20 protein-coding genes and 1 pseudogene are annotated in these 24,858 nt (G+C 67.9%); 8 read left to right on the top strand and 13 right to left on the bottom strand.

Going from position 1 to position 24,858, the window contains the following annotated elements; all coding sequences use genetic code 11:
* Position 1 precedes the first annotated feature (1 nt).
* Positions 2-757 (top strand): serine protease, encoded by a 756-nt coding sequence (locus tag NYF13_RS11310; protein ID WP_315656158.1) that lies wholly within the window; start codon positions 2-4, stop codon positions 755-757.
* A gap of 1 nt (position 758) precedes the next feature.
* Here NYF13_RS11310 and NYF13_RS11305 read toward each other — a convergent pair whose 3' ends face one another.
* Positions 759-1,736 carry an NAD(P)/FAD-dependent oxidoreductase gene (locus NYF13_RS11305; protein WP_315656157.1) on the bottom strand — a complete coding sequence of 326 codons (978 nt, stop codon included), beginning with the start codon at positions 1,734-1,736 and terminating at the stop codon, positions 759-761.
* A 193-nt stretch (positions 1,737-1,929) separates the two neighbouring features.
* Here NYF13_RS11305 and NYF13_RS11300 point away from each other — a divergent pair, with 193 nt between their 5' ends.
* On the top strand, positions 1,930-3,327 hold the full coding sequence (locus NYF13_RS11300) for a class II fumarate hydratase (RefSeq protein WP_315656156.1): 1,398 nt from the start codon (positions 1,930-1,932) through the stop codon (positions 3,325-3,327).
* 128 nt (positions 3,328-3,455) lie between these two features.
* The gene (locus NYF13_RS11295; RefSeq protein ID WP_315656155.1) at positions 3,456-4,988 is read left to right on the top strand and encodes an ATP-dependent DNA ligase; all 1,533 of its coding nucleotides are present in this window, start codon (positions 3,456-3,458) and stop codon (positions 4,986-4,988) included.
* 798 nt (positions 4,989-5,786) lie between these two features.
* On the opposite strand, the gene NYF13_RS11290 is transcribed toward NYF13_RS11295, so the two are convergent.
* Positions 5,787-7,013: an NADH:flavin oxidoreductase/NADH oxidase family protein gene (locus tag NYF13_RS11290; protein WP_315656154.1), complete on the bottom strand. Its 1,227-nt coding sequence runs from the start codon at positions 7,011-7,013 to the stop codon at positions 5,787-5,789.
* Positions 7,014-7,118: 105 nt separating this feature from the next.
* Here NYF13_RS11290 and NYF13_RS11285 point away from each other — a divergent pair, with 105 nt between their 5' ends.
* Entirely contained in the window at positions 7,119-7,742 is a 624-nt protein-coding gene (locus NYF13_RS11285; RefSeq protein ID WP_315656153.1) for an MBL fold metallo-hydrolase, read from the top strand.
* 322 nt (positions 7,743-8,064) lie between these two features.
* Here the strand turns inward: NYF13_RS11285 and NYF13_RS11280 are convergent, their stop codons facing one another.
* A complete protein-coding gene (locus NYF13_RS11280) occupies positions 8,065-8,532 on the bottom strand; it encodes a DUF309 domain-containing protein (RefSeq protein ID WP_315656152.1) in 468 nt (155 codons plus the stop codon).
* Between the two features lie 66 nt (positions 8,533-8,598).
* Between NYF13_RS11280 and NYF13_RS11275 the strand changes: the two genes are divergently transcribed.
* The gene (locus NYF13_RS11275; protein ID WP_315656151.1) at positions 8,599-10,038 is read left to right on the top strand and encodes a GuaB1 family IMP dehydrogenase-related protein; all 1,440 of its coding nucleotides are present in this window, start codon (positions 8,599-8,601) and stop codon (positions 10,036-10,038) included.
* 55 nt (positions 10,039-10,093) lie between these two features.
* Here the strand turns inward: NYF13_RS11275 and NYF13_RS11270 are convergent, their stop codons facing one another.
* On the bottom strand, positions 10,094-11,380 hold the full coding sequence (locus tag NYF13_RS11270; protein ID WP_315657308.1) for a PhoH family protein: 1,287 nt from the start codon (positions 11,378-11,380) through the stop codon (positions 10,094-10,096).
* Between the two features lie 550 nt (positions 11,381-11,930).
* Positions 11,931-12,689: an isoprenyl transferase gene (locus tag NYF13_RS11265; protein WP_315657307.1), complete on the bottom strand. Its 759-nt coding sequence runs from the start codon at positions 12,687-12,689 to the stop codon at positions 11,931-11,933.
* Positions 12,690-12,793: 104 nt separating this feature from the next.
* Here NYF13_RS11265 and NYF13_RS11260 point away from each other — a divergent pair, with 104 nt between their 5' ends.
* Entirely contained in the window at positions 12,794-13,477 is a 684-nt protein-coding gene (locus NYF13_RS11260; RefSeq protein WP_315656150.1) for a hemolysin III family protein, read from the top strand.
* Positions 13,478-13,504: 27 nt separating this feature from the next.
* Here the strand turns inward: NYF13_RS11260 and NYF13_RS11255 are convergent, their stop codons facing one another.
* The 7 genes and pseudogenes from NYF13_RS11255 to NYF13_RS11220 form a co-directional block, all read right to left on the bottom strand.
* Complete coding sequence (locus tag NYF13_RS11255; protein WP_315656149.1) at positions 13,505-14,731, bottom strand: site-specific integrase; 1,227 nt, start codon at positions 14,729-14,731, stop codon at positions 13,505-13,507.
* A 225-nt stretch (positions 14,732-14,956) separates the two neighbouring features.
* A complete protein-coding gene (locus NYF13_RS11245; protein WP_396287276.1) occupies positions 14,957-16,573 on the bottom strand; it encodes a replication initiator in 1,617 nt (538 codons plus the stop codon).
* Between the two features lie 32 nt (positions 16,574-16,605).
* On the bottom strand, positions 16,606-16,992 hold the full coding sequence (locus NYF13_RS11240) for a hypothetical protein (protein ID WP_315656147.1): 387 nt from the start codon (positions 16,990-16,992) through the stop codon (positions 16,606-16,608).
* Positions 16,989-18,567 (bottom strand): annotated as a pseudogene (locus NYF13_RS11235) (FtsK/SpoIIIE domain-containing protein). Before NYF13_RS11235 ends, NYF13_RS11240 begins: the two are co-directional and overlap by 4 nt.
* 361 nt (positions 18,568-18,928) lie before the next feature.
* Complete coding sequence (locus NYF13_RS11230; RefSeq protein WP_315656146.1) at positions 18,929-19,846, bottom strand: helix-turn-helix transcriptional regulator; 918 nt, start codon at positions 19,844-19,846, stop codon at positions 18,929-18,931.
* 97 nt (positions 19,847-19,943) lie between these two features.
* Positions 19,944-20,414, bottom strand: a complete 471-nt coding sequence (locus tag NYF13_RS11225; RefSeq protein ID WP_315656145.1) for a hypothetical protein — start codon at positions 20,412-20,414, stop codon at positions 19,944-19,946.
* Between the two features lie 22 nt (positions 20,415-20,436).
* Positions 20,437-20,661 (bottom strand): hypothetical protein, encoded by a 225-nt coding sequence (locus NYF13_RS11220; RefSeq protein ID WP_315656144.1) that lies wholly within the window; start codon positions 20,659-20,661, stop codon positions 20,437-20,439.
* A 236-nt stretch (positions 20,662-20,897) separates the two neighbouring features.
* Between NYF13_RS11220 and NYF13_RS11215 the strand changes: the two genes are divergently transcribed.
* Together NYF13_RS11215 and NYF13_RS11210 are read left to right on the top strand one after the other, a co-directional pair.
* Positions 20,898-21,641, top strand: coding sequence for a DUF5919 domain-containing protein (locus NYF13_RS11215; RefSeq protein WP_315656141.1), 744 nt, complete (start codon positions 20,898-20,900; stop codon positions 21,639-21,641).
* Positions 21,642-21,649: 8 nt separating this feature from the next.
* Positions 21,650-22,120 carry an NUDIX domain-containing protein gene (locus NYF13_RS11210; protein ID WP_315656140.1) on the top strand — a complete coding sequence of 157 codons (471 nt, stop codon included), beginning with the start codon at positions 21,650-21,652 and terminating at the stop codon, positions 22,118-22,120.
* Positions 22,121-22,139: 19 nt separating this feature from the next.
* Here NYF13_RS11210 and NYF13_RS11205 read toward each other — a convergent pair whose 3' ends face one another.
* Positions 22,140-24,257: a hypothetical protein gene (locus NYF13_RS11205; protein ID WP_315656139.1), complete on the bottom strand. Its 2,118-nt coding sequence runs from the start codon at positions 24,255-24,257 to the stop codon at positions 22,140-22,142.
* Between the last annotated feature and the right edge of the window lie 601 nt (positions 24,258-24,858).

Below are 24,858 nucleotides of genomic sequence, written 5' to 3'. Positions count from 1 at the left end.
GGTGCCCACACGGTTGCTCGCACTGCTGTCGACGGTCCTGGCCGGGGCGGCGCTCGCCACCGGCAGTGCGAGCGCCGGGCCGTCGATCATCGGCGGGATCGCCGCGGACCAGCCCTACCCGTTCGTGGTGTCCCTGCACTCCGCCTCGGGACAGGTCTTCTGCGCCGGCTCGCTGATCGCACCGTCCTGGGTCGCCACCGCCGCGCACTGCGTGTACGGAAAGGACCCGTCGACGGTTGCGCTTCGCTTGGGCAGCAACGAAAGCGACCAGGGCGGCGAGACCGCGCAGGCGGCGGAGTTCATCGTGCACCCGCACTTCAACGCCCAGACCCAGACCGGCGACCTCGCGCTGATCCGGCTCGCGGCGGCGGCGAAGACAGCGCCGGTCGTGCTCGGCACCCACGCCGCGCCGGGCGCGCAGACCCGCATCCTGGGCTGGGGCCAGACCTGCGCGACGCCGGGCTGCGGGCCGCTGGCGCCTTCGCTGTACCAGCTCGACACGCACCTGGTCACCGGCTCGAAGTGCACCGCCGCCTTCGACGGCACCGCCGAGCTGTGCACCGACAACCCGGGCGGAAACGCCGGCTCCTGCTACGGCGACTCCGGCGGCCCCGAGCTGATCCGCGACGGTGACCACTGGACGTTGATCGGCCTGACCAGCCGCCCAGGCAACGGCTCCCCGACCTGCGCGACCGCGCCGTCGATCTACACCTCGGTGGTCGCCTACGCACCGTGGATCGCGGAGAAGACCGGCTGACTCACTCGGCGTTGCTGGAGTGCCCGGGGAACAGGTGGGCGTCCGGGTCCAGCGCCACGGCGATGTTGTTGACCGCCGTCGCCGCCTCGCCGAAGCCGGTGGCGATGAGCTTGACCTTCCCCGGGTACGCCGCGACGTCGCCGGCCGCGTAGACCCGGGGCCGCGCCGTGGCCATGGTCGAGTCCACCGAGATGGCCCGGTGGTCGATCTCCAGCCCCCAGCTCTCGATCGGCCCGAGGTCGGCGGTGAAGCCCAGCGCGGCGACCACGGCGTTGGCCGGGAGCTGCTCGTCCTCCCCGTTCTTCACCGAGACCCGCACCCCGGCCAGTTCGCCGCTCGGGGTCTCGACGAAACGCGTCACCTCGGCGTCGGTGATCATCCGCACGCCCAGGCCGCGGACCTCGCGCACGATGGACTCCGCGGCCCGGAACTTCGCGCGGCGGTGCACGAGGGTGACGCTCGCGGCGATCGGGTGCAGCGCCAGGCACCAGTCGAAGGCCGAATCGCCGCCGCCGACCACGACCACGTGCTGCCCCGCGTGCGCGCCCAGCGAAGGGACGAAGTGGACCATGCCCCGGCCGAGCCAGCCGTCGCCCGCGGGCAGTGGACGCGGCGTGAACTCACCGATGCCCGCGGTGACCAGCACGGCGCCCGCGCGCAGCACCTCACCGCCGTCCAGAGTCAGCTCGACCCCGCCGTCGACGCTCTCCAGCTTCTCCGCCTTGCGGCCCAGCCGGTAGTCCGGCCGCCACGGCGCGACCTGGTCGACCAGGCCCTGCACCAGGTCACGGCCGCGGACGGCGGCGAACCCGCCCACGTCGAAGATCATCTTCTCCGGGTACATGGCCGTGACCTGCCCGCCCGGCTCGGGCAGCGAATCGACCACGGCCATCGAGAGGCCGCGGAACCCCGCGTAGTAGGCCGCGAACAGCCCCGTGGGCCCGGCTCCGATGATGACGAGGTCGTACGTCGAATCCATGAGGCTCGCTCCAGCCAGTGGTGGGTGGCGGTGATCGAGAACACACCAAGGATATCCGGAATGGCCGGCCGCTCGGTGGGGCGCGGCAGTCGGGAGGGAGGCGGAACCAGTCCGATGGGCCGGGTCGGTTTCCCCGCCGCGCGTGGGCGACGCCACCCCGCGACCGGCGGGGAACAGGGCCAGAATCGGGGGCATGGCTGAACAGGAATACCGGATCGAACACGACACGATGGGCGAGGTCCGCGTCCCGGTCGACGCGCTCTACCGCGCGCAGACGCAGCGCGCCGTGGAGAACTTCCCCATCTCCGGCCGCGGTCTCGAGCGCGCCCAGATCCGCGCGCTGGGCCTGTTGAAGGCCGCCGCCGCGCGCGTCAACGCGAAGCTCGGCGTACTGGAGCCCGAGGTCGCCGACGCGATCGCCGCCGCGGCCGACGAGGTCGCGGAGGGCCGGCATGACGAACACTTCCCGATCGACGTCTTCCAGACCGGCTCGGGCACTTCGTCCAACATGAACGCGAACGAGGTCATCGCGACGCTCGCGACCCGTGCACTGGGCCGTGAGGTGCACCCCAACGACCACGTCAACGCCTCGCAGTCGTCGAACGACACGTTCCCGACGACCATCCACGTCGCGGCCACGGAAGCCGTGCTCACCGACGTAGTCCCGGCGCTGGAGCACCTGGCGGGCGCGATCGAGGCACGCGCGGCGGAGTGGGCGGACGTGGTCAAGTCCGGCCGCACGCACCTGATGGACGCCGTGCCCATCACCCTCGGCCAGGAGGCCGGCGCGTGGGCCGCGCAGGTGCGTTTCGGTGTGGAACGCCTGCGTTCCAGTCTGCCGAGGCTGGGCGAGCTGCCGATCGGCGGCACCGCGGTGGGCTCCGGCCTGAACGCCCCGGACGGCTTCGGCGCCGCCGTCGCCGCCGAACTCGCGGAGCTGACCGGTCTGCCGCTGACCGAGGCCCGCGACCACTTCGAGGCGCAGGCCACGCAGGACAGCGTCGTCGAGACCTCGGGCCAGCTGCGCACGGTCGCGGTGTCGCTGAACAAGATCGCGAACGACCTGCGCTGGCTGGGCTCCGGTCCGCGGACCGGGCTGGGCGAGCTGGCGCTGCCGGACCTGCAGCCGGGCTCGTCGATCATGCCGGGCAAGGTCAACCCGGTCATCCCGGAGGCCACGCTGCAGGTGGTGGCGCAGGTGATCGGCAACGACGCGGCGGTGGCGTTCGCGGGCGCGGCGGGCAACTTCCAGCTCAACGTGAACCTGCCGGTGATCGCGCGCAACGTGCTCGAATCCGCGCGGCTGCTCGCCGCCGTCTCACGGCTGCTGGCGGACAAGGTGTTCGACGGCGTCACCGCGAACGTCGAGCGCACCCGCCAGTACGCCGAGGGCTCGCCTTCGATCGTCACGCCGCTGAACAAGTACATCGGTTACGAGGCGGCGGCCGCGGTCGCGAAGCAGGCGCTCAAGGAGCTCAAGACCATCCGCGAGGTGGTCATCGAACGCGGCTTCGTCGAGGACGGAAAGCTCACCGAGGCCCAGCTCGACGAGGCCTTGGACGTGCTCCGCATGGCCCGCGGGGGCAAGTAACCCGGGCCGGAGCTCCTGCGGCGCGCGGGACGCACCCCGTGCCACGAAAGAGGGACGGCTCGACCGCTCCGCCCCGGCCCGGACTTCTACGATCGGAAATTGTCGGTGGTCCGGGTCATGATGTCGGGGTGTTGCTGACCGAGATCGTCACCGCGTCCGCCGAGCTGGCGGCCACCCGGTCCAGGAAGGCGAAGACCGCCACCCTGGCCGCAGTGCTGCGCGCCGCCGAGCCCGCCGAGCTGCCCGCCGTGATCGCGTACCTCACCGGGCAGACGGCGCAGGACAGGCTGGGCGCAGGCTGGCGCACGCTGGCGGACCTGGTCGTCTCCCCCGCGCCGGAGCCGGAGGTGGGCGTCGCGGAGGTGGACGAGGCGCTGACCGAGGTCGCCGCCGCGTCCGGGGTGGGCTCGGTCAGGCGGCGGGCCGAGGTGCTCACCGCGTTGCTGGCCCGGCTCACCCAGGCCGAGCAGGAGTTCCTGTACCGGCTGGTCACCGGCGAGCTGCGGCAGGGCGCGCTGGAGGGCGTGATGGTCGACGCGATCGCGGCGGCGGCGGAGCTGCCGGCGGCGGACGTGCGGCGCGCGTTCATGCTGTCCGGCCGGCTGCCGGTCACCGGCCACGCGGCCCTGACCGGCGGCGCGGCCCGGCTGGCCGAGTTCCGCCTGTCGCTGGGCCGCCCGATCCGGCCGATGCTGGCCTCCCCGGCGGAATCGCTGGACGAGGCGGCGGCCGAGCACGGGCACGCCTTGGTCGAGTACAAAATGGACGGGGCCAGGATCCAGGTGCACCGCCAGGGCGAGGAGGTGCACATCTACACCCGCACCCTGCGGGAGATCACCGGGAGCGTGCAGGAGCTGGTCGACCTCGTGCGCGCGCTGCCGTGCGAATCCGTGGTGCTGGACGGGGAAACCCTGGCCCTGACCGACGACGGGAGGCCCCGCCCGTTCCAGGAGACGATGAGCCGCTTCGGCAGCACGCGCGACGAGCAGGTGCGCGCGCTACTGCTGCGGCCGTACTTCTTCGACTGCCTGCACCTCGACGGCACCGACCTGCTGGACGCGCCGCTGTCGGAGCGCAACGCGGCGCTGCACCGGGTCGCGGGCGAGCACGTGATCCCCGGCGAGGTGGCCCCCACCGACCCGGCTTCGGTACTGGAGGCGGCCATGGCCGCGGGTCACGAGGGCGTGATGGTGAAGGATCTGGAGTCGCCCTACGCGGCCGGCCGGCGCGGCCGGGCCTGGCTGAAGGTGAAGCCGGTGCACACCATCGACCTGGTGGTCCTCGCGGCGGAGTGGGGCCACGGCCGCCGCACCGGCACCCTGTCCAACCTCCACCTGGGCGCCCGCGATCCGGACGGCGGCCCGCCGATCATGGTCGGCAAGACCTTCAAGGGCCTGACCGACGAACTGCTGGCCTGGCAGACCCAGCGCCTCCAGGAGATCGAAACCCACCACGACAACTGGACCGTGCACGTCCGCCCGGAACTGGTGGTCGAAATCGAACTCGACGGCGCCCAGATCAGCACCCGCTACCCGGGCGGCCTGGCCCTGCGATTCGCCCGCGTCGTCCGCTACCGCCCCGACAAGGACCCCGCCGACGCCGACACGATCGACACCGTCCGAGGCCTCCTCCGCGGCGACCGCCCGGGACCGGAGGGCTGACCCTGGCGGTGATCAACGGATTTGGAGAGCTGGGCGTCGGGTAACGGTGCCGGACGCTGGGCCGCGTCGATGCGGAGCCTGCTCGGACGAGCCTCACCTGTACAGGTCCTGGTCTGTACGGCCCCTGGTCTTTATAGGCCCTAGCCTTGTGTGAGCCTTAGCCGGAGTAGACCTTGCCGAGGTTGGCTCACCGCTACGGGCCTTGCCGAGGTGGCCCCTGCCGCTACGGGCATCGCCAAGGTGGCCCCTGCCACTGCGGGGCGTTGCCGAGGTCGGCTCTGCTGCTGCGGGCGTTGCCGACTTGGGACCTGCTGCTATGGACCTTGCCGATTTGGGCCCAACTGCACCGGAATGATCCACTGCGAACCATGTCTGGCTGCCCAGAGCGTCCTGCCGGGCCGGGATACGAATCGATCCGTCGCGGACACGGCGGGTCGAGACGCGCCGACCCATGCTCAGACCATCAAGGCCCCGGGGGATGGAGCCCAGCGCCGCGGACCAAGCGATACCCGGTCGAGCCGTGCTGCGGCACGCTATCCCGTTGTAGGCCGGGCCACCGCGCGTCGGGCTGCGGCACGTCATTCCGCCGCAGGCAGGCCATGGTGCGACACGCCATCCCACCGCGAGCCAGGACCGCCGTGGGCAGGACCGCCGCGGGCCAAGACCGCCGTGGGCACGGCCGGTGTGGGCCAGAACCGCCGTGGGCAGGGCCGGTGTGGGACAGGTCGGTGTGGGCGGGGCGGCAGGGGGCCGAGTCAGCTCGGGCCAGGGCACCGACGAAACCCGGGCGGTCCGAGCTCAGCCGCGGACGCGGCGGAAGGCGTTGAGCGGGTCGCTGATTCCGCCCTGGGCCAGGGTTCGCCAGGCGCCGCGGCCGCGGTCGGCGGGTTTGCCGGCGGCCACCCGGTGGAGTTGCTGGGTGTGCCACTGGATTTCCAGCAGGCTGTCGGCCAGGCGGATGCCGGTGCGGGGGCAGAGCCGTTCCGCGCGGACGTCCTCGCCGGACAGGAGGCGGGCGGGCAGCGCCGGGTCGACGGTCAGCGGGCGGCCGAGGCCGATCACGTCCAGGGCGCCCGAGCGGAGAGCTTCAGCCATCCCCTCGGCCGTGGTGAATCCGCCGGTGACCATCAGGGCGACGTCCGAGACCCGGCGCGCTTTGGCCGCGTAGTCCAGGAAATACGCCTCGCGGCGCGTGGTGCTCTCACGAACGGCACCGGCACCCATCATCGCCGCCTTCTCGTACGTGCCCCCGGAAACCTCCAGCAGATCGATCCCGGCCTCGCCCAGAGCGCGGACCACCCGCAGGGACTCGTCCTCGGTGAAACCGCCGCGTTGGAAGTCCGCGCTGTTCAGCTTCACCGACACCGGAACCGAATCACCCACCGCCGTGCGCACGCGGCGGACCACTTCGAGCAGGAAGCGGCTGCGGTCACGGCCCCAGGCGTCGTCGCGGAGGTTGGTCAGCGGGGAGAGGAACTGGGAGATCAGGTAACCGTGCGCGCCGTGGAGCTGCACCCCGCTGAACCCGGCGTCGACGAACGTCCTCGCGGCCCGCGCGAAACGGTCGATGATCGCCTCGATCTCGTCGCCCGTCAAAGCCCGCGGCGCGGCGAACGCGGTCCGCACACCCCGTTCGGCGAACGGCACCGCGGACGGAGCGACCGGCTGCCGCGAAAGGAACCGCGGGCTCTGCCGGCCCGGGTGGTTGAGCTGAACCCACAACCGAGCACCCGTCCCGTCGACGCTGCGGGCCCACGGCCGGAAGTCCGCCGGATCGGCAACGGTCGGCAGCGCGACGTTGCGCGGCTCGCCGAGGGCCGCCGGGTCGACCATCACGTTGCCGCTCACCAGCAGGCCCGCGCCACCACCGGCCCACGTCCGGTACAGCTCGGCCAGCTCCCGGGTCGGACGATTGCGCCGATCGCCGAGCTGCTCGCTCAGTGCCGCTTTCGCGATGCGGTGCGGCAGTACCGCCCCGCAGCGCAGTTCGAGCGGCTCGGCCAGCAGTTCCCGGGTGGCTGTCATCGCGGTCCCGTCGTCGCAGCGAACTTACCGGCAGTAGGCTACCGGAAAGTAGATACCATCGGTATCTCGGCTCGACGGGCCCGGGGGCGCTAGGGTCTTCAGTCCATGACGGCAATCGTGCAGAACCTGGTCACCTCGGGGGTCTTCGAGCTCGACGGCGGCAGCTGGGACGTGGACAACAACGTCTGGATCGTGGGCGACGACTCCGAAGTCATCGTGATCGACGCGGCCCACGACGCCGCCGCGATCGCCGACGTCGTCGGGGACCGCCGGCTGCGCGCGATCGTCTGCACGCACGCCCACAACGATCACGTCAACGCCGCACCCGCCCTGGCCGAACGCACCGGCGCGCCGATCCTGCTGCACCCGGACGACCGCGTCGTCTGGGACCTCACCCACCCCGACCGCGCGCCGGACGGTGAACTCGCCGACGGCCAGGTCATCACCATCGCGGGCACCGACCTCACCGTGATCCACACCCCCGGCCACGCACCGGGCGCCGTCTGCCTCCACGCGGCCGGCCTCGGCGCGGTCTTCACCGGCGACACCCTCTTCCACGGCGGCCCCGGCGCCACCGGACGGTCCTATTCGGACTACCCGACCATCGTGAAGTCCATCCGTGAACGGCTTTTCGCCCTCCCGGACCCCACCGAGGTCCACACCGGCCACGGCGAGGGCACCACGATCGGCGACGAGAAATCGGGCAGCTCGGACTGGTCCGAGGGCTGAGCACCGCGTCAGCGAAACCCTGGCCCGGCTCGCTCCCGAAGCCGAGCTCGAGACCCTCAGCAGGCGAGCTGGGGGGCCTCGTCCACCGGAACGCTGGGACCGTGGTCTCAGCGTTGCGCGAACAAGCCATCACGCCACTCGTGGCTGGGTGAACCACCAAGCCCGCACACCGGTGCGCGAGCCAAGTGAACCAACACCCTCAACCGCGGCCGCCGAGTCACCGGTCGAGGCCGACTGCCGGTGGCGTGCGTTCGGTTGTCGGCCGAGTGGCCAATTCACCGATCGCGAGCGCATCCCGGCCCACCTGCGGGCCAGCTCCAGGCTAAGGCGTCAACCGTGGCGGTACCGGTTCCACCCGGGCCTTCACCTTGGCCTCGGCCGCAAGCGTTTGCGCCCAGGTCTGCAACCCTTCGACGTCCACGCCGTGCGGGGGCTGCGCTCGGAACGGCTCGATGTTCTCCGCGCCGCGCTCCAGGAGCGAAGCCGCTCCCGCGCCGTTGCCCCGGGCGGCGTGGGTGAGACCGACCGCGAGCTGCGCCAGTCCTCGCCACAGCTCGCGCTCCGGGCCGTCGGTCGACTTCCACGCGTCCTCGAAGACCTCGTGGGCGTGGAACGGCTTGCCCTCGTCCAGCAGCCGCTGGGCCTCGGCCAGCGATTCCTGCGGGGTGCGCACGATGCCCTCGGGCTGGCGTTCGACGCCGTCGGCGCCGTAGGGCAGCGGCCGCCCGAGGCCGTCGCGGGGGCGGGCGTTGCGGGCACGCCCCGTGTCGTCGCGGTCACGGCCGTTCATAACGGCATTGTTCCACGGGTCACGCCTGGTTCGCGTCTCGCGCGCAAGCCCCGTAACCTGGGACTAGTGCGCTTTCTGGATGGGCATGAGCCCGCTCACGACCTGACCTACGACGACGTGTTCCTGCTGCCGAACCGTTCCGACGTGGAGTCCCGCTTCGACGTGGACCTCTCCACTGTGGACGGCAGCGGCGCGACGATCCCGGTGGTGGTGGCCAACATGACCGCCGTGGCCGGACGGCGGATGGCCGAGACGGTGGCCCGCCGCGGCGGGCTCGTGGTGCTGCCGCAGGACGTCGACACCGCCGCCGTCTCCGAGATCGTGGACTGGGTGAAGAGCCGTCACCCGGTGTGGGACACCCCGCTGGTGCTGACCGGCGGCGACGCCGTGGCCGACGCGCTCAACCTCGTGCACAAGCGGGCCCACGGTGCCGTGGTCATCGTCGACGGCGAGCGCAAGCCCGTCGGCATCGTCGACGAAGCGGCCTGCGCGGGCGTCGACCGCTTCGCACGCCTCGCCGACGTCGCGCAGCCGCCGGTCGTCGCCGTTCCGCTGGACACGGAGCCGCGCGAGGTCTTCGAGCAGCTGAACGCCCATGGCGCCCGGCTCGCGCTCGGCCTCGGCGCGGAAGGCCGCCTCGCCGGGGTGCTGACCAGCGTCGCCGCCCTGCGCGCGGGCATCTACACGCCGGCGGCGGGCGCCCGGGGCCGCCTGCGGGTGGCCGCGGCCGTCGGGGTGAACGGCGACGTGGCCGCCAAGGCCGAGGCCGTGCTGGCCGCGGGCGTCGACACGCTGGTCGTCGACACCGCCCACGGGCACCAGGAGAAGATGATCGCCGCGCTCAAGGCGGTGCGCTCGGTGTCGCCGCGGGTGCCGGTGGTGGCGGGCAACGTCGTCACCGCCGAGGGCACCCGCGATCTGATCCACGCGGGCGCGGACATCGTGAAGGTCGGCGTCGGCCCCGGCGCCATGTGCACCACGCGGATGATGACCGGCGTCGGCCGGCCGCAGTTCTCGGCCGTCGCGGAGTGCGCGGCCGCCGCGCGCGAACTGGGCAAGCACGTCTGGGCCGACGGCGGCGTCCGGCACCCGCGTGACGTCGCGCTGGCCCTGGCCGCCGGCGCGTCGGCCGCGATGGTCGGCTCGTGGTTCGCCGGTACCCACGAATCGCCCGGTGACCTGCGGTTCGACGAGCAGGGGCGGGCGTACAAGGAGTCGTTCGGCATGGCGTCCAAGCGGGCCGTCGGCGCCCGGACGCGCACGGACAACGTCTTCGACCGTGCCCGCAAGGCCCTGTTCGAGGAGGGCATCTCCTCCTCACGCATGGCGCTGGACCCGAACCGGCCGGGCGTCGAAGACCTGCTCGACTCGATCTGCGCGGGCGTCCGCTCGTCCTGCACGTACGCGGGCGCGCGCACGCTGAAGCAGTTCCACGAGCGTGCCCTGCTGGGCGTGCAGTCCGCCGCCGGCTTCGCCGAGGGCCGACCGCTCCCGTCCGGCTGGTGAGCACTCGTGAGTGCTTGGGCCGGTGCCGACCGGACCAAGCACTCACGAGCCGGGCTCAGCCGTGGTCCTCCAGCATCTCGGTGACCAGCGCGGCGATCGGCGAGCGCTCCGAGCGGGTCAGCGTCACGTGCGCGAACAGCGGGTGGCCCTTCAGCTTTTCGATCACCGCCGAGACGCCGTCGTGCCGTCCGACGCGCAGGTTGTCGCGCTGGGCCACGTCGTGCGTCAGCACCACCCGGGACGCGGTGCCGAGCCGGGAGAGCACCGTGAGCAGCACGTTGCGCTCCAGCGACTGCGCCTCGTCCACGATCACGAAGGTGTCGTGCAGCGACCGGCCGCGGATGTGGGTCAGCGGGAGCACTTCGAGCATGCCGCGGTCGAACACCTCGTCCAGCACGTCCTGGCTGACCAGGGCGCCGAGCGTGTCGAACACCGCCTGCGCCCACGGCTGCATCTTCTCGCTCTCGGAGCCCGGCAGGTAACCCAGCTCCTGGCCGCCGACCGCGTAGACCGGGCGGAACACCACGACCTTGCGGTGCTGGCGGCGCTCCATCACCGCCTCGAGCCCGGCGCACAGGGCCAGCGCCGACTTGCCGGTGCCGGCGCGGCCGCCGAGGGAGACGATGCCGACGTCGGAGTCGAGCAGCAGGTCCAGCGCCACCCGCTGCTCGGCCGAGCGGCCGTGCAGCCCGAACGCCTCGCGGTCGCCCCGCACCAGCCGGATCCGCTTGTCCGCGGTCACCCGGCCCAGCGCGCCAGTACTGCCGGCGAGCAGCCGCAGCCCGGTGTGGCAGGGCAGCTCGCCCACCTCGGCCAGGCCGTACTCCACCGGGTCCACCGAACTGCCCCCGAACAGGGCGTCGACCAGTCCCTGGGGCACGTCCACGTCGGTCATACCGGTCCAGCCCGAAGGCGTGACCTCCTGCGCGCGGTACTCGTCGGCGGCGAGGCCCACGGCCCCGGCCTTGACCCGCAGCGGGACGTCCTTCGTCACCAGCGTCACCGGCACCTGCTCCACGGCCAGGTTCAGCGCGCAGGCGAGGATGCGGTGGTCGTTGGAGTCGGTCCGGAAGCCGACCGGCAGCACCGAGGGATCGGTGTGGTTGAGCTCCACCTGGAGGGTGCCGCCGTGGTCCCCGATCGGGATCGGGGCGTCGAGCCGGCCGTGCTGCCGGCGCAGGTCGTCGAGCAGGCGGAGCGACTCCCGGGCGAACCAGCCGAGCTCGGGGTGGTGGCGCTTCGCCTCCAGCTCGCTGATGACGACCAGCGGGAGGACGACCGCGTGTTCGGCGAACCGCGTCACCGCCCACGGGTCGGAAAGCAGCACCGAGGTGTCCAGCACGTAGGTGTGGGGCTGGGAGTCGGGCGAGATCGAGGCTTTCTCCGGGCCAGGGGCACCGGTCGAAGAACGGCCAGAGGCCTGGCGGGGTGAACGCTGCGCAGTCACGACGGCATCTCCCTCGAGGGCGTGTGCACCCCACGCCCGCACTCGCTGGGCCGGGCACCTCCCTGGCTGGGTCCGTTTCCGCTGACGCCGGCTGCGTCAGGCGAAACGGCCACGAGGGCCGGGTGCCGGCCCCCTCGTGCATCTCGTGGACGGCTGAGCCGCCCCCTCGATCAACGCCACGACCAGGGCCTCCCGCGAGGACTCGCACGGAACGCGGGCCCTCACTTCCGGAAGGTACCGACGTCCGGGCGATCGTGCAGGCAGCCACACAGGTGATTCGCCGATTCGTCATCTCACCGTGGGTCGCCCGACATGAACGACACGTGACGCCGAGCAGAAACGCATTGCCGCTGGAACTGTCGCCGGTGCGGCCGCGGACCGGGCCGGACGTCGCGACCGCCTCGACGCCGTGAGCTGGGGCTATGGGGTCTCCGCCGCGTCCGGGTCAGGTGCCGAAGCGGCGATGGCGCCAGGCGTAGTCACGAAGGGCGCGAAGGAAGTCGACCCGGCGGAATGCCGGCCAATAAGCCTCGGTGAACCAGAATTCCGAATGCGCGGACTGCCAGAGCAGGAATCCGGACAACCGTTGTTCACCGGAGGTTCGGATGATGAGGTCCGGGTCCGGCTGCCCCGAGGTGTAAAGGTGCTCGGAGATGTGGTCGACGTCGAGGATCTTCGCCATCTCGCGGATGGTGGTGCCCTCGTCGGCGTGCTGGAGCAGCAGTTTGCGCACGGCGTCGGCGATCTCCTGCCGCCCGCCGTAACCGACGGCGACGTTCACCTCCATGCCCGGCCGCTGCGCGGTCCGGCTCGCGGCGGCGGTGAGCTTCCGCGCGACCTCGACCGGCAGCAGGTCCAGCGCCCCGACGATGCGCAGCCGCCACGGCGCTTCGGGGGCCGCGAGCTCGTCGGTGACGTCGGTGATGATCTTCAGCAGCGGGGTGAGCTCGTCCGGGTCGCGGTTGAGGTTGTCGGTGGACAGCAGCCACATGGTGACCACCTCGACCTCGGCCTCCTGGCACCAGCCGAGGAAGTCGGCGATCTTCTTGGCCCCCGCGCGATGCCCGTCGGCCACGTCGGTGAAGCCGGCTTCGCGCGCCCACCGGCGGTTCCCGTCCAGCATGATGGCGACGTGGCGCGGATGACTGTCCGCGGCCTGCTGGATCAGGCGTCGGCCGTAGACGCTGTACACGACGTCGGACATGAAGGACCGGATGCTCACGTCGGCCGAGCGTACGCACCCCTGGAGCCGACGTGTGACGCGCCACGGTGGGTGGCGAAAAACCTACGGTCCCGTAGCCTGGCCGGGTGAGCGTGACGACCGAACCACCAACGTCCGGCCCGGCGCCCGTCGACACCCGCCCTCGTCTGCGCGGGCACATCCACTTCTGGTCCTTCTTCGGCGCGGTCGCCGGAGCCGCGGTCCTGATCAGCCTGGCGGCGGCGACCGTCTCCCCCCTGGCGGCCTTGGCGACGTCAGTCTACGGGCTGACTGTGCTGGGCCTGTTTGGCGTGAGCGCCCTGTACCACCGCCGGCTCTGGAGCCCGCGCGCGTACAAGTGGATGAAGCGCGCCGACCACTCGATGATCTTCCTGTTCATCGCCGGCACGTACACGCCGTTCACCCTGCTGGCCATGTCCCAGCCGACGGGTTACATCGTCCTGGCCATCGTCTGGGGCGGAGCGGTGCTGGGCGTGGGCATGAAGATGCTGTGGCCGCACGCCCCCCGATGGCTGGGCGTGCCGATCTACATCGCCCTGGGCTGGGTCGCCGTCTTCGTGATGCCCGAACTGGGCCACCACGCCGGCGCGGCGGCCCTGGTCCTGCTCTGCGTGGGCGGCCTGTTCTACACGCTGGGCGCGGTCTTCTACGCGGTGAAGTGGCCCAACCACTGGCCGAACACCTTCGGCTACCACGAGTTCTTCCACGCCTGCACGGTCCTGGCCGCGGTTTCGCACTACATCGCGATCTGGCTGGCCATGTACGCCTAGCTGCGGTTTTACCCTTGTGGATCTTCCTCAGGCCGCCGCCAGGCCGTCTCTGAACAGGGCGTCGACGGCGTTGCGGGTCCGCTCGTGGCTGGTCGGGAGCAGGTGCGTGTAGACCCGCAGCGTGAAGCCCGGGTCGGAGTGGCCGAGGTAGCTGGACAGCGCCTTGACGGACTCGCCCGCGTCGAGCAGTACCGAGGCGTAGAGGTGACGGAGCGCGTGCATCCCGTCCGCCCTGGTCGGCTTCTCGATGCCAGCCTTCTTGAGCGCGGGTAGCCAGACGCTCAGCCGGAAGCTGCCACGTCGGAACGGCAACCCGTCGTAGTCGACCATGAGCAGCTTCACCGTGACCGGCTTGCCCTCGGGGTGGACCCACGGGAGCGTGATCTCCGTCGCCGGGAACTGCTCGGCGTACTCGTCCAGCGCGGACAGCAGCTCGCCGCCGATCGGCACCTCTCGCGTCTTGCCCCGCTTCGGCGGAGCGAAGCACAGGACGTTGTCGACGATCCGCACCTGACGGTCAATCTGGGCGATGTTCCGCTCCCGATCGACGTCGTCCAGGGAGAAGCCGAACACCTCACCCTGCCGCAGCCCGATCCCGGCAGGAATCCGGACGACCGGCTTGAACCGGACGGGCAGCGCGTTCAAGACGGCTTGCGCCCGCTCAGGACGCCAGGGCTGTACCTGCCGCAGATCCGCCCGGGGCCGAGTCACGCTCGACGCCTGGGCCGGGTTGCTCACGATGAGCTTGTCCTCCTTCGCGAAGCTGAGGATGGACACGAGGTGGGTGAAGTACAGGACCCGCGAGCGCGCACTCACCCCGCGATCCTGGAGCCAGCGGAGCCAGGCTTGGACGTCACTGGGCTTGATCGCCCCGATGGTCTTCGCCTTGAAGAACGGCTTGAGGTGGTTCGCGAGACGGCTGGTTACGCGTTCCCGGGTCGTGTGGTCGAAGGTCTGTGCAGCGACCCACCGATCCGCGACAACGGCGAAGAGCACGCGACCGGCCTGCGGGTCGACGTACTTGCCTTCGCGCTTGTCCGACTCGACCTCGATGAGGAAGTCTTCGGCGCGCTTCTTCTGCTTGTCCGCGAACGACTTCGAACGTTCGTTGTTGTCCGGGTCGAGGTACCCAGCCTCGTGCCGTAGCTCGACGCCGTACAGCTCGATAACCGGCTTGTCCTTGTCGTTGAAGAGCAGCCGTCCGGTTTCCGGGTCCCGCGCCTGGCGGTACCACCTGTCCTGAATATATCCCATATGGACTCTCCTTTCTCAAAACTGGTTAGGCGGCTTCGGTGGCCCAGGCGTGCACCTTGGCCGGGTCGTAGCGCAGGTACCGGCCGATTTTGAGGGCCGGCGGGCCCTCGCCGCGCCATTCCATTGGTAGAGCGTCTTGACCGGAACGCCGAGGTAGACCGAGACGTCTTCGACGGTCCAAAGCCGGTTGATACTGCTGATGTTGTTCATGTGCTCCCCCTTTGCTCAGGCCGCCAGCTGAGTTGCCGAAGTTTCTGGCCCGTTCCCCGGTGGTCCTTGAGCGGCGAGCAAGGCGCGTTCGTATTCGGCTTTCCAGGTGATGCGTTCGGCGATGGCGCGCATGACGAGCTGATCCCGGGACGGGACGTGGGTGTCCCCGGGTTCGACCTTGCGCCAGACGAGGCGATCCGGTGCCGGGCGCGGTTTCTCGATTCCCACCCTGGCCAACATCTGTGTCACGAACGCCAGGCGGTCGGCCTTGTGGTCGGCGACGGTCTTGCAGGACCACTTGCGCGACACCAGGACCCGCCGACCCGGGAGACCGAGCGTTGTCCGGCGGTGGGCGCGGCCTTTGCAGTGCCCGGGGGTGGTTTTGCTGCTGGCGCCCTTGGGCTGGACTCCGTACAGGAGCCAGACAGCACAGCGCGGCGAGCACGGGGTGACCGCGAGTTCGGCGTGGAGCCGGTCGTGGTGGTCCCGCTGTGTGGTGGTGTCGGCGTCGATGACCTCACCGGTGGATTTGGTGAGGTATTTGGTCAGGTAGCCGATGTGCCGTCCGGCTTCCTCCGAGCCGCCGAGGATGCCCTTGGAATACACCTGCACGCCGAATGTGACGACGTGTGCAGGTTCGTCCGCTGCCTTGACAGCGTCATCCCAGGAGGTCAGTGGAGCCCGGGTTCCCGGGTCCACGAACGCGCGAGAATCAGTATCCCACAACGGTTTTCGGTCTCCGTCGTAGACGACCTCGTCGTGGTTGGGCCACCACACTTGGTGGTAGGTGGCTTCGGTGACCATGCGGATGACGTCGTGCGGGATCGCACCGCGGAGTGCGGTGTGCAGGTGCGGTGCCGCACGGCGTTGCGGCTCCACGGTGGCGAAGTACTGCACGTCGAATCCGACGACGCGGCGAAGGTCCTGCCACCACCGGTCCACCAGGGCGGCGAAGTGGACCGCGTCCCGGGCCGCCGGCCGGTAGTCGTAACTCGCCGGGTCCACCGGGGAACCATCGGGCCGGACGCGGCCGTAGGTGTCACAGGTGAGCGTGACGAACATCGAGGGCCGGAACCGTCCCGCGTACTCCCGCCCCACCGTCGCCTTGCTGACCTTCCGGCGGGGCAGGTTGGGCGCGTCCTGCCGACGTTTCGTCGAGCGCTTCACCGGCCGCCTCACCGCACCGTCCACGGCGGGCAGCCGCCCCGTCATGCCGGAGTCCCGTAGCTCCGCATCCACGGTGGCGATCTCGCCGCGCAGGTTCTCGACCTCCGCTTCGTCACCGGCCGCGTTCACGTCCCGGTAGGCGGCCACCAGGTCGGCCCGGTAGGTCATCAGGTCCGTCTGAACCTGACTGGGGTCCTGGCGGCTGATGACGGGTTCCTCGGCGAGGTGCCAACCCTCCCGGCATTGGGCCTGCCGCAACGCTTTCGCCCTCTTCGCGCACGGCAAGCACACCGATTCCACGGTGGACCCGCACGGCACGGGGACGTAGCGAACCTCTGCGGTCTCGGTGTCGCCGATCTCCATCGTGAAGGGCCGCACGCACACCCCGTGTTGCTCGGCGGTCGCCTTGACCACGTCGGTAGCCAGTGCGCCGCGGATTCGCTTCGGGGAGGATTCGGCCGGCATCGTCTGACTAGGGGTTTCCTTCGCGGTGTTCATCACGCGGCCTCCTCTCCGGCGCGCGCCCACTGCCGCAGCAGCCACACGGGCATGTCCTGATCGGTCTGCACCGGCAGGTCGGGGAAGGTCACCGGGTCGAACGGGACGCCGCCGTAGACCCGTACCGGGATGCCGCAGGGGCTCCGGCCGGTCAGCTCCAGCTGCACCCGCGTGCCGTCCGACGTGCGCCACAGGGTGACCCGCGAGCCGTCGAGGGTGGCCGCCCAGGTGCTCAGCCCGTATGCCACACCGGTCACGGTGTCGGCGTCGAGTTGCACGCTCACCGGCGCGGCCCAGGTGGTGACCTCGACCGAAGCGGCCGGGGGCAGTGCATACGAGTCGAGGTGATCGCGGATCGTGTCGAGGAAGATCAGCAGCCGGTTCACGCCGCCCCCCTCTCGTCGTCGCGGTGGTGCTGGGCGAGGTCGATCACCTGCGCGCCGCCGTTGGTGACGTAGTTCTCCAGCGCCTTGACGGTCTGGTCGGGGACCCATCCGGCGCGCACGCGCAGGGGTTCGCGGATGCCTTCGCCCCACACGTAGCCCACGCCCGGGGTGCTCTCCGGAATGCGGTTCGCCCACGCCCCGCGCTCATACGCCCCGTCGCCGAGGACCATCCCGACGTGCGTCTTGGAGGTGACGCGCAGGCACACCCGCCGGGTGAACAACTCCCGCACCGGGACGGTGTCCTTGGTGGGCTCCTGCACGTAACCGCGCACCGACATGCCCAGCGCCCGGCCCTGCGTCGTCAGGACCGCCACCTTCTCCACAATGGCCTCACGGGTCTTGCGGTCGGTGTAGCGAGTCAACGCCCCGATCTCATCGAACTCCAGCAACTCCAACGGAAACTCCGCCGAGATCGGCACATCGCGCGTCACGCCCGCGAACTCACGCTTACGCCGCTCCAGCTCATCAAGCAGCGCGTCCAACAGTGCGAGGGTGTCTTTTCCGGACACGGCGTACCGGGCGAAGACCCCCCGGCCGTAGGCCAGTTCCATACCCTTCGGATCGATACCCGACACCCGCACCACCCCGGCCCGGATCGCCGAAGCAGCCGAGATCAGCGGGCACCACATCACCGAGTTCTTCCCCGCACCACTCGCCCCCGCGACCAGGATGTGCGCACCAGGACCGGCCAGCGGCAGCCGCCACGGCCTCCCGTACTCGGTCCGGCCGGCAAAAACCCCGCGCAGGTCCACCCCCGTCCCGTCCACAGCTACCAGGTCCGGCAGCGGCAGGCACGACACAGGAGAAGCCAGCAGGTCACGGCGCATGAAATCCAGCGACACCACATCCGACGCGACCTCCCGCACCTGCACCCGCGTGACCCGCCGCGCCGTGGCCAGCGCCCGGGCCGCATCGTCGAAATCCTCCGGCTTCTGCCCCGCCACCAGCCGCACCCGCACCTCATCCCACGACGGACCCGAGCGCACCCGCAGCACCGCCGGAACGGCCACACCGGACTGTTGCCGAGCGCGGGTGACCGCCTCCCGGCGCCGACGCCTGGACACCAGGTTGACCGTCACGTCCACCGGGATCGCCTCGTCCCGCACCGTCAGGCCGCAGGCGTGCAAACAGCCCGGCAGCTTCCGCCCGTACACAGCCCACCTCAGCCACCACGCGCAGCCACCGTCCGCACCACCGATCGAAGCCCACCGCGTCGATCAGGTACCACACCAGCCCGGCCACGGCGAGCGCCCCGCCGACCAGTGCGAGGGACAGCCAGCCCCACCAGTGCCACCATCCGGCTACCGCCAGCACCGCCAGGCACGACCGCCAGCGGATGACCAGTTGCCGAACAACCCAGCCGACCGCCCGCAGCAGCGCCCACACGGCGACGCCGATCACCGCCAGCGCAGCCAACGCCTCCGCGACCGCGGCCAACGCACGACCGAGCTTGGCCAGCACCCACAACGCCACGGCCAGGCCCCCGCACAGGGCCACCAGCTCGAACCCGTTCATTGGCGTTCACCGCCCGCCGACCGGGAGCCCAGAGCAGACACCGCCAGGTCCAGGGGCAGCATCTCCATGCACAATGGGCACTTCGTCGCACCGGGCAGCAGCCGGGAGAACTTTTTGCATTTCTCGCAGCGCATCCGGGTGACCCCGGTTGACTGGCATTGGCTGTCATCATTTATCGTTGCCATTGTTCACTTCTCCAGTGGACGGGCGCAGAACCGGTAAAAGGTTGGTAGCCAGGTAGCCGGTTCTGCGTTTTACCAAAAATTTTATGACTTCAAGGACGCGTTTAATAGAACACGCGTCGCAGCGTGCATTTTTGACTGTTCAGTGGTCCGGCGTCACGCGCCGATTCTGAGAGTTGTCAACTGGTCACTTCCCCGGCGAGCACGGCCAGCGGCGTGACGTCGTCGAGGTCGCGCTGGGATTCCAGCGAACGGGCAAGCCTGCGCACTTCCTGGTTCAGCCAGTCGATCGACTCCCCACGCGAAAGCGCAGTACGGCCAAGCCGGGCAGCAGCCCTCGTGTAAGCGCCGGCAGGCCCGTTGACGAGGAACGCCCCCATGTTGTAGTGCGAGCAGTACGCCACCGGCGGCGCGTCGTTCATCGTGAACGTGGCGAACGCCCCGGCCAGTACAGCGCTGCGCGGATCGCTGCGACGCAAAATGCGGACACCGATACTGCGGGACATCGTTGCTGTGTCGACGATGAAACGCAGCTGACGAAGCATGACCTCCTCATCGGCGAGCGGGTGGCGAATCGCCTCATCGCCGATGAAGAACTCCGCCGGAACCGCATCGCGGCCGAACAGGACACTCCGCCGCCGCATCCTCGCTTCGACCTGCTCACCGATCTGTTCGGCGCTGAACTGCTTGGCATCACACGTCAGCTGCGCATAATCGGGAATCTGCAACAGATCCGGCAGCACGACAGGCGCCCACACCGTGACCGAGGCAGCGGCACGTTCATGGGCCACCAGCGCGGCGAAGTGCCCTGGACTCGACTGCGGCCCCGCCGTGAACCAGTCCGGAGCGACGACCCCGCGCGCGATGGCCAAGATCCGTTCTTTCGCCTCGCCAGTGACGCCCAACGCGCCCAGCACCGCGCCGACATCCTCGACCGCAGGCACCCGCGAACCACTCTCCCAATTCGACAGATACCCCGGTGCCCGGCCGAGCCGCCGAGCCAGTTCTCGCACCCCGAACCGAGCAGCCATCCGGGCGTCATGCAACGCCGCACCCAGAACCCGGGCACGCGGAGACAGCATCTCCGTGCTCTTCATCGCTGGCTCGCTTCCTCATCGGAAGGGCCGGCGGTGTGATCGATCAGAGACGCCCCACAACCCGACCTCGTCGTAAAATTCTGCGTGCAGGACACAGTTACGCCGCCTTGCTCGCGTCATCCGCCGCCGAACCGCCACCCGGCCGCGCGGACCGGCCCGACGCACCCGACGTAGCGGCAGCCTTGAACCCCGTCGCACGGAACACATAGGTCTGGTACTTGAACTCGCCCTGCCCACCGACCCGCGGCTCCGCCGTCAACCCGTCCAACTCGATCGGCCGCATCCCCGGCAACACCTCACCCGCGGTCGGCACCGGCTGTACGTCAGCCAGGAACGTGATTTCGAAGGACGCACGCTTCGCCCGCGTCTCTCCCGGGTCCGTCACCATCACCTTCCACTGCCGCTTACCCGTCACCTCGTCAACCCGCTGCCGCACCGGACGATTCGCCGCCCGGTCCTCACGCGACTGGTACTCGTTATCCGGCGACACCTCACCCACCATGACGAGCCCCTCCGTGAACGCGTCGTCGAAGTCGATGCCGAACCGATGCCCTTTGTCGATAGCCATGCTAAATCCCCTATGTCGTCCGCTAATTGGTAGTTTCCGGCGTCTCTCCGCCTCGTGCCGCTGCGGCGTCCAGTGCCGCGCTCGCCTTATCCAGTTCCCTCCGCAGTACGGCGATGGCGTCGGAGTCCACGAGCAGGACCACCGGGAACGCCTTGCCGAACCGGACTTCCGCGCGGTTTGCATACGTCAGCGCGCGGGCACGAATCGGCAGATCAGCCGTGACGTGGATTTGAACCGTGTCGCGCATATCGCGCCGCGCCTACGCCGCACGTCGGCGAGGTACCGCCCGCTTGTCTGAGCCAGCTGGCCGAACGGCGGTTTCAGTGGTCACGCCTACCTCCTCGGTGTCCTGGCACCGGGCCTGCCCCGGCAACCTGACACCCAATCTCCGCCAAAACGCGGGACGCGATCACCACGTGGCAGGACATCTCGGGACGTCCCTGGTATCGTCGAAGACGTCCCTACACGTCCTGAGGGGTGCCGATGCCAAATGAACGCCTGCGTGACGCGCTGCTGCGCAACGGCCTGACTTTGGAGCAGGTCGCTAAGGCTGTCGGCGTCGACCAGAAGACTGTCGAACGCTGGATCACCAAGAACCGGACGCCCTACCCCAAGCATCGGCACAAGATCGCCGCCATGGCGCGCGAGTCAGAGACCTACCTGTGGCCGGACTCGTTAGCCCCGGAACGCAAGGCCGAGACGGCTGCCGCTGAGCTGGTGCAGGTCTTCCCGCACCGCAACGCCGTCCCCGTCGAACTGTGGGACCGGCTGATCAAGGAGGCGTCGGAGACTGTCGAGATCCTGGTACACGCGGCATTGTTCCTGGTGGAACGCCCGCGGTTCATCAAGGACCTGACAGCCAAGGCAGCGGCCGGCGCTCGAATCCGCCTCGTGTTCGGAGACCCCGAAGGGGAGAGCGTCGCCCTACGCGGCGAGGAAGAGCAGCTCGGCGACGGGACGCTTGCGGCACGCATCCGCAATGCGCTGGCGTCCTACCGGCCGCTGGTCGGAGTCAACGGGGTGGAGATGCGGTTCCACAACACGACGCTCTACAACTCGATCTTCCGGTTCGACGACGAGATGATCATCAACACGCACGTGTACGGGTTCCAGGGAGCCCACGCCCCGTCCCTCCACCTGCGGAGACTGTCCGCCGGGGACCTCTTCGAGACCTACTCGGAGAGCTTCGAGTCAGTCTGGAACCTCGCCAAGCCGGCCACCTTCTAGGAGGCAGCATGACCCGGGTCGACTACTACAACAACCCGAACGCACCCAAGGCCAACAGCATCGCAGTGGCGGTGTCTGCACTAATTCAGGACGACGAAGGCCGGATCTTGATGATCAGGCGCACGGACAACGACCTGTACTCGATCCCAGGTGGCCAGCTGGAGCTCGGCGAGACCCTGGCCGAAGCGGCAGTCCGGGAAGTCCGCGAAGAAACCGGCATCGAGTGTGAGGTCATGGGGGTGATCGGCCTGTACTCAGACCCCAAACACGTCATCGCCTACGACGACGGCGAGGTCAGGCAAGAGTTTTCTATCTGCTTTCGCGCCAATTACGTCGGCGGATCACCGCGCACAAGCGATGAAACTAAAGAAGTGGCTTGGACTCCAATTGAACGCATCGCAACCCTAAACATTCACCCCTCCATACGTCTACGCATCAGCAATTCACTGAGCGGCAACCCCGCAGCATTCTTCTCCTAGCTCGCAAATAAGTTGGCCACTACTGCAAACTCAAGAGCATTCTAATGAAGCTGGCGATATTCTTAGTAGGATTTCCCGCCAGAATATCACTCATCGAAATACCGTGCGAACCAAGCTTTTCCAGGTCGAGCCTATAATGTACCCCATCTCGCGCAACAATACCAAGGAATATGAGCGATGAGATTAGCTTTTTCTTTGTTTCATTACTGCCAATCACCCGTTTGTCGAGCTTATCGACAAACACGGATGGTCCATGCTGGATACTGCGACGAAAGACGCGTATTATACCCAGAAGATCCACATAGCCCGCGCCGTATACTGCCTCCTCTGCGCTCATATCCTGAACACAATAAGGAAGAAGAGTTGGAAAGAGGCTACTTCCAAAGATGCGAAAAGCCTTAGGATCCCTGCAGTCGACCGAAAGATTCGTCGTAGCTTGCATTTCGTCCGCGATTACGAGCGTAACATCCCGACTCCTCCCCCTAGTCGACGCGATCGAAATTATTGGCGCGTCTACAATAAGTTCTTTGCAGATAATGGTAGTTCTCGGACCAATCAAAAACTGATCATCAGACGATACGCCTACGCCCCCGTCTGTGGCCACAAGCATTCTCGACAGTTGTCCTTGAAATTCCAACAAGCCAGACAATCCGGAAATTTCGAAAAACATTCCACCAAATGAATCCTCGTACATTCGAGGTATCATAAGTTGAGCGCTATCATTATTCTGAACATATACAACCTGACCGTCACTACGAGCATCCACAGATTGTGCATGAGAGGCGACTACCTGCTGAACTAGAGCCTCATCAATAGTCGGGTAAGAATCTTCCGCGGCCTTCGCTGCAAATTCATGCACGAACTCATAGAAGAACGGCCCGAGGTTTTTAACATTTTTTCGTCCGATTTTCAAATATTTTGAACACTCCAAATCGACCGCAGCCTTTGCGGCGATGAAGTCAGAAAATACGATATTGACCGGCTCGCGACCGGCCAAGAATGGATGGTCAGCAATGAACTGACCTGCATGCCCCTCGTAGGACTGTCGGATGGACCCCGGGAGCGTAGCAGGAGGAGCGACCACCATTGGCCAGTCGAGCGTTCGTGAAACCAGCCTAATAGCCTGTTCTGATGGAGAGTATGCCGAATCTCTCTGCAGCCATTCTTCAGAGACGGAAACTTCGGCATCAAGCTTCGCGCCGACCTGCTTCATAAATTTTTCCTGCTCACGCTCAAGAAGGTTCGAGATAATCTGCAGCAGGACCGACCTCGTGCTTCCCAGACTATTTTCAACTCTCTTTATTATCGCCTGCGGATTTCCCACAGCGAGATACTCACAGATAACTGAAATAACCGGAGCGTAACCTAAGAATCCTCTAACACTAGACCAGTTACTCTCAACAGTTAAAACTTCCTCTCCAAGCAAGACCGAAGCAATCTCGGCCATTTTCATGTCGCGCATCTCGGCAAATTTTTCCGGATGCTTTTCTGCGACCCCGTAATAACCGGAGGAACCTTCGCGAGCTTTCCGCTGCATATAAGACAAAATAAAGCCGCATGTTTGATCGTAGGTAAGAAAGTCGATTGTGCCAGAGGTGACCGGAGTTCCAACCTCTTCAAAGGAAGCACGCACAAGGTCGGCCGTATCCGGCCTTGATAATAAAACAATATTCGGCAAGTCAGTGTGACGTCGATCTGCTATCTTACTAACATTCTCAAGAAATGCCTGAAAGTTTGTAGTTCCCGCTCGAAGATGCGCCTCATCCAAGGCGTCAACGATCACACCCGTTCTACCGCATACCAGGTCACTTAAGAAAGTCGAATCAAGCCCAAAAGCGTCGTGCAGAAGCCCCGTCAGCGAATAAGAACCGACCTGAGCTTGCGCCGCGTTGATCAAGGGCCAATGGAGGAACTGAGCAAGCGACGCAGCCGCAGCGGTTTTGCCTACGGCACCTGCCGCCTCAATTAGAATTACTCTCGCGTCGTCCAATGACTTCCACGAATGCAGGTTCGGCCACACATAACCCTCAGGGGAAGTTGGCTCAATATCCAAGGCCTTGACGTCTTCGTTCACCAACTTCAAGGAAATCTCAGAGGCGCGGAGAAACTTTCCCAGTTCGCCAATCGTTTGCAACATGTCTCCAAACTATTCAACTATGCCTGCCGAACTTGGCTCTATGGAATCAAGGGCGCGCCGCCGGTGGCGGCGCGCCTGTCGCCTACGTAGCCCCTCGCCTGGGCGGCCGCATCCGCTTCCGACACGGCGGGCTGCCGCTCCGCTTCGCCCGCCGGCCAGGTGGTGCGGCCGCCAGCGGTTCACTTGGCGCAGCACCGCGCGGCGGCGGCACACGGGTCCCCAGAGTCAACGTCGGCCTCCTCTGCGAGCAGCTGTGACAGACGGGTCGTTCGTGCCTCGATCCCTGTTACGCATCGTCGTGAGAGACCTCCATCCCGACGCCTGATCGTGACAACGGCCGGTAGCACCGCGTCAAGACGATGAAGCGTGTCTTGACCCGGCACCACCGGCCGCGTGGAGGCTTCGTATCGGGATGCAGGGCAGGGTGTGGCATCGGTCGCCAGGCCGTCTCCAGGCCGTCAGAGGTCAGAAACAGGCGGGCAACCGCGAGAACTGATGACAGGTAAAACCGCAGCTCAGGGCACCTACAAGCCGCCAGAGCCCAGGTCGAGAAGAGGCCGAGAGCAGATCATCGCGATCTGGCTGGCCATGTACGCTTAGC

Source organism: Amycolatopsis sp. PS_44_ISF1 (assembly GCF_032335455.1).
Lineage (GTDB): Bacteria > Actinomycetota > Actinomycetes > Mycobacteriales > Pseudonocardiaceae > Amycolatopsis.
This window is presented reverse-complemented; position numbering and strand designations above follow the sequence as displayed.

Coding starts and splice junctions, on each gene's coding strand:
- NYF13_RS11305 (WP_315656157.1), bottom strand. CDS start 1,736: ATGGATTCGACGTACGACCTCGTCATCATCGGAGCCGGGCCCACGGGG.
- NYF13_RS11300 (WP_315656156.1), top strand. CDS start 1,930: ATGGCTGAACAGGAATACCGGATCGAACACGACACGATGGGCGAGGTC.
- NYF13_RS11290 (WP_315656154.1), bottom strand. CDS start 7,013: ATGACAGCCACCCGGGAACTGCTGGCCGAGCCGCTCGAACTGCGCTGC.
- NYF13_RS11285 (WP_315656153.1), top strand. CDS start 7,119: ATGACGGCAATCGTGCAGAACCTGGTCACCTCGGGGGTCTTCGAGCTC.
- NYF13_RS11280 (WP_315656152.1), bottom strand. CDS start 8,532: ATGAACGGCCGTGACCGCGACGACACGGGGCGTGCCCGCAACGCCCGC.
- NYF13_RS11265 (WP_315657307.1), bottom strand. CDS start 12,689: ATGTCCGACGTCGTGTACAGCGTCTACGGCCGACGCCTGATCCAGCAG.
- NYF13_RS11255 (WP_315656149.1), bottom strand. CDS start 14,731: ATGGGATATATTCAGGACAGGTGGTACCGCCAGGCGCGGGACCCGGAA.
- NYF13_RS11245 (WP_396287276.1), bottom strand. CDS start 16,573: ATGCCGGCCGAATCCTCCCCGAAGCGAATCCGCGGCGCACTGGCTACC.
- NYF13_RS11230 (WP_315656146.1), bottom strand. CDS start 19,846: ATGAAGAGCACGGAGATGCTGTCTCCGCGTGCCCGGGTTCTGGGTGCG.
- NYF13_RS11225 (WP_315656145.1), bottom strand. CDS start 20,414: ATGGCTATCGACAAAGGGCATCGGTTCGGCATCGACTTCGACGACGCG.
- NYF13_RS11220 (WP_315656144.1), bottom strand. CDS start 20,661: ATGCGCGACACGGTTCAAATCCACGTCACGGCTGATCTGCCGATTCGT.
- NYF13_RS11215 (WP_315656141.1), top strand. CDS start 20,898: ATGCCAAATGAACGCCTGCGTGACGCGCTGCTGCGCAACGGCCTGACT.
- NYF13_RS11210 (WP_315656140.1), top strand. CDS start 21,650: ATGACCCGGGTCGACTACTACAACAACCCGAACGCACCCAAGGCCAAC.
- NYF13_RS11205 (WP_315656139.1), bottom strand. CDS start 24,257: ATGTTGCAAACGATTGGCGAACTGGGAAAGTTTCTCCGCGCCTCTGAG.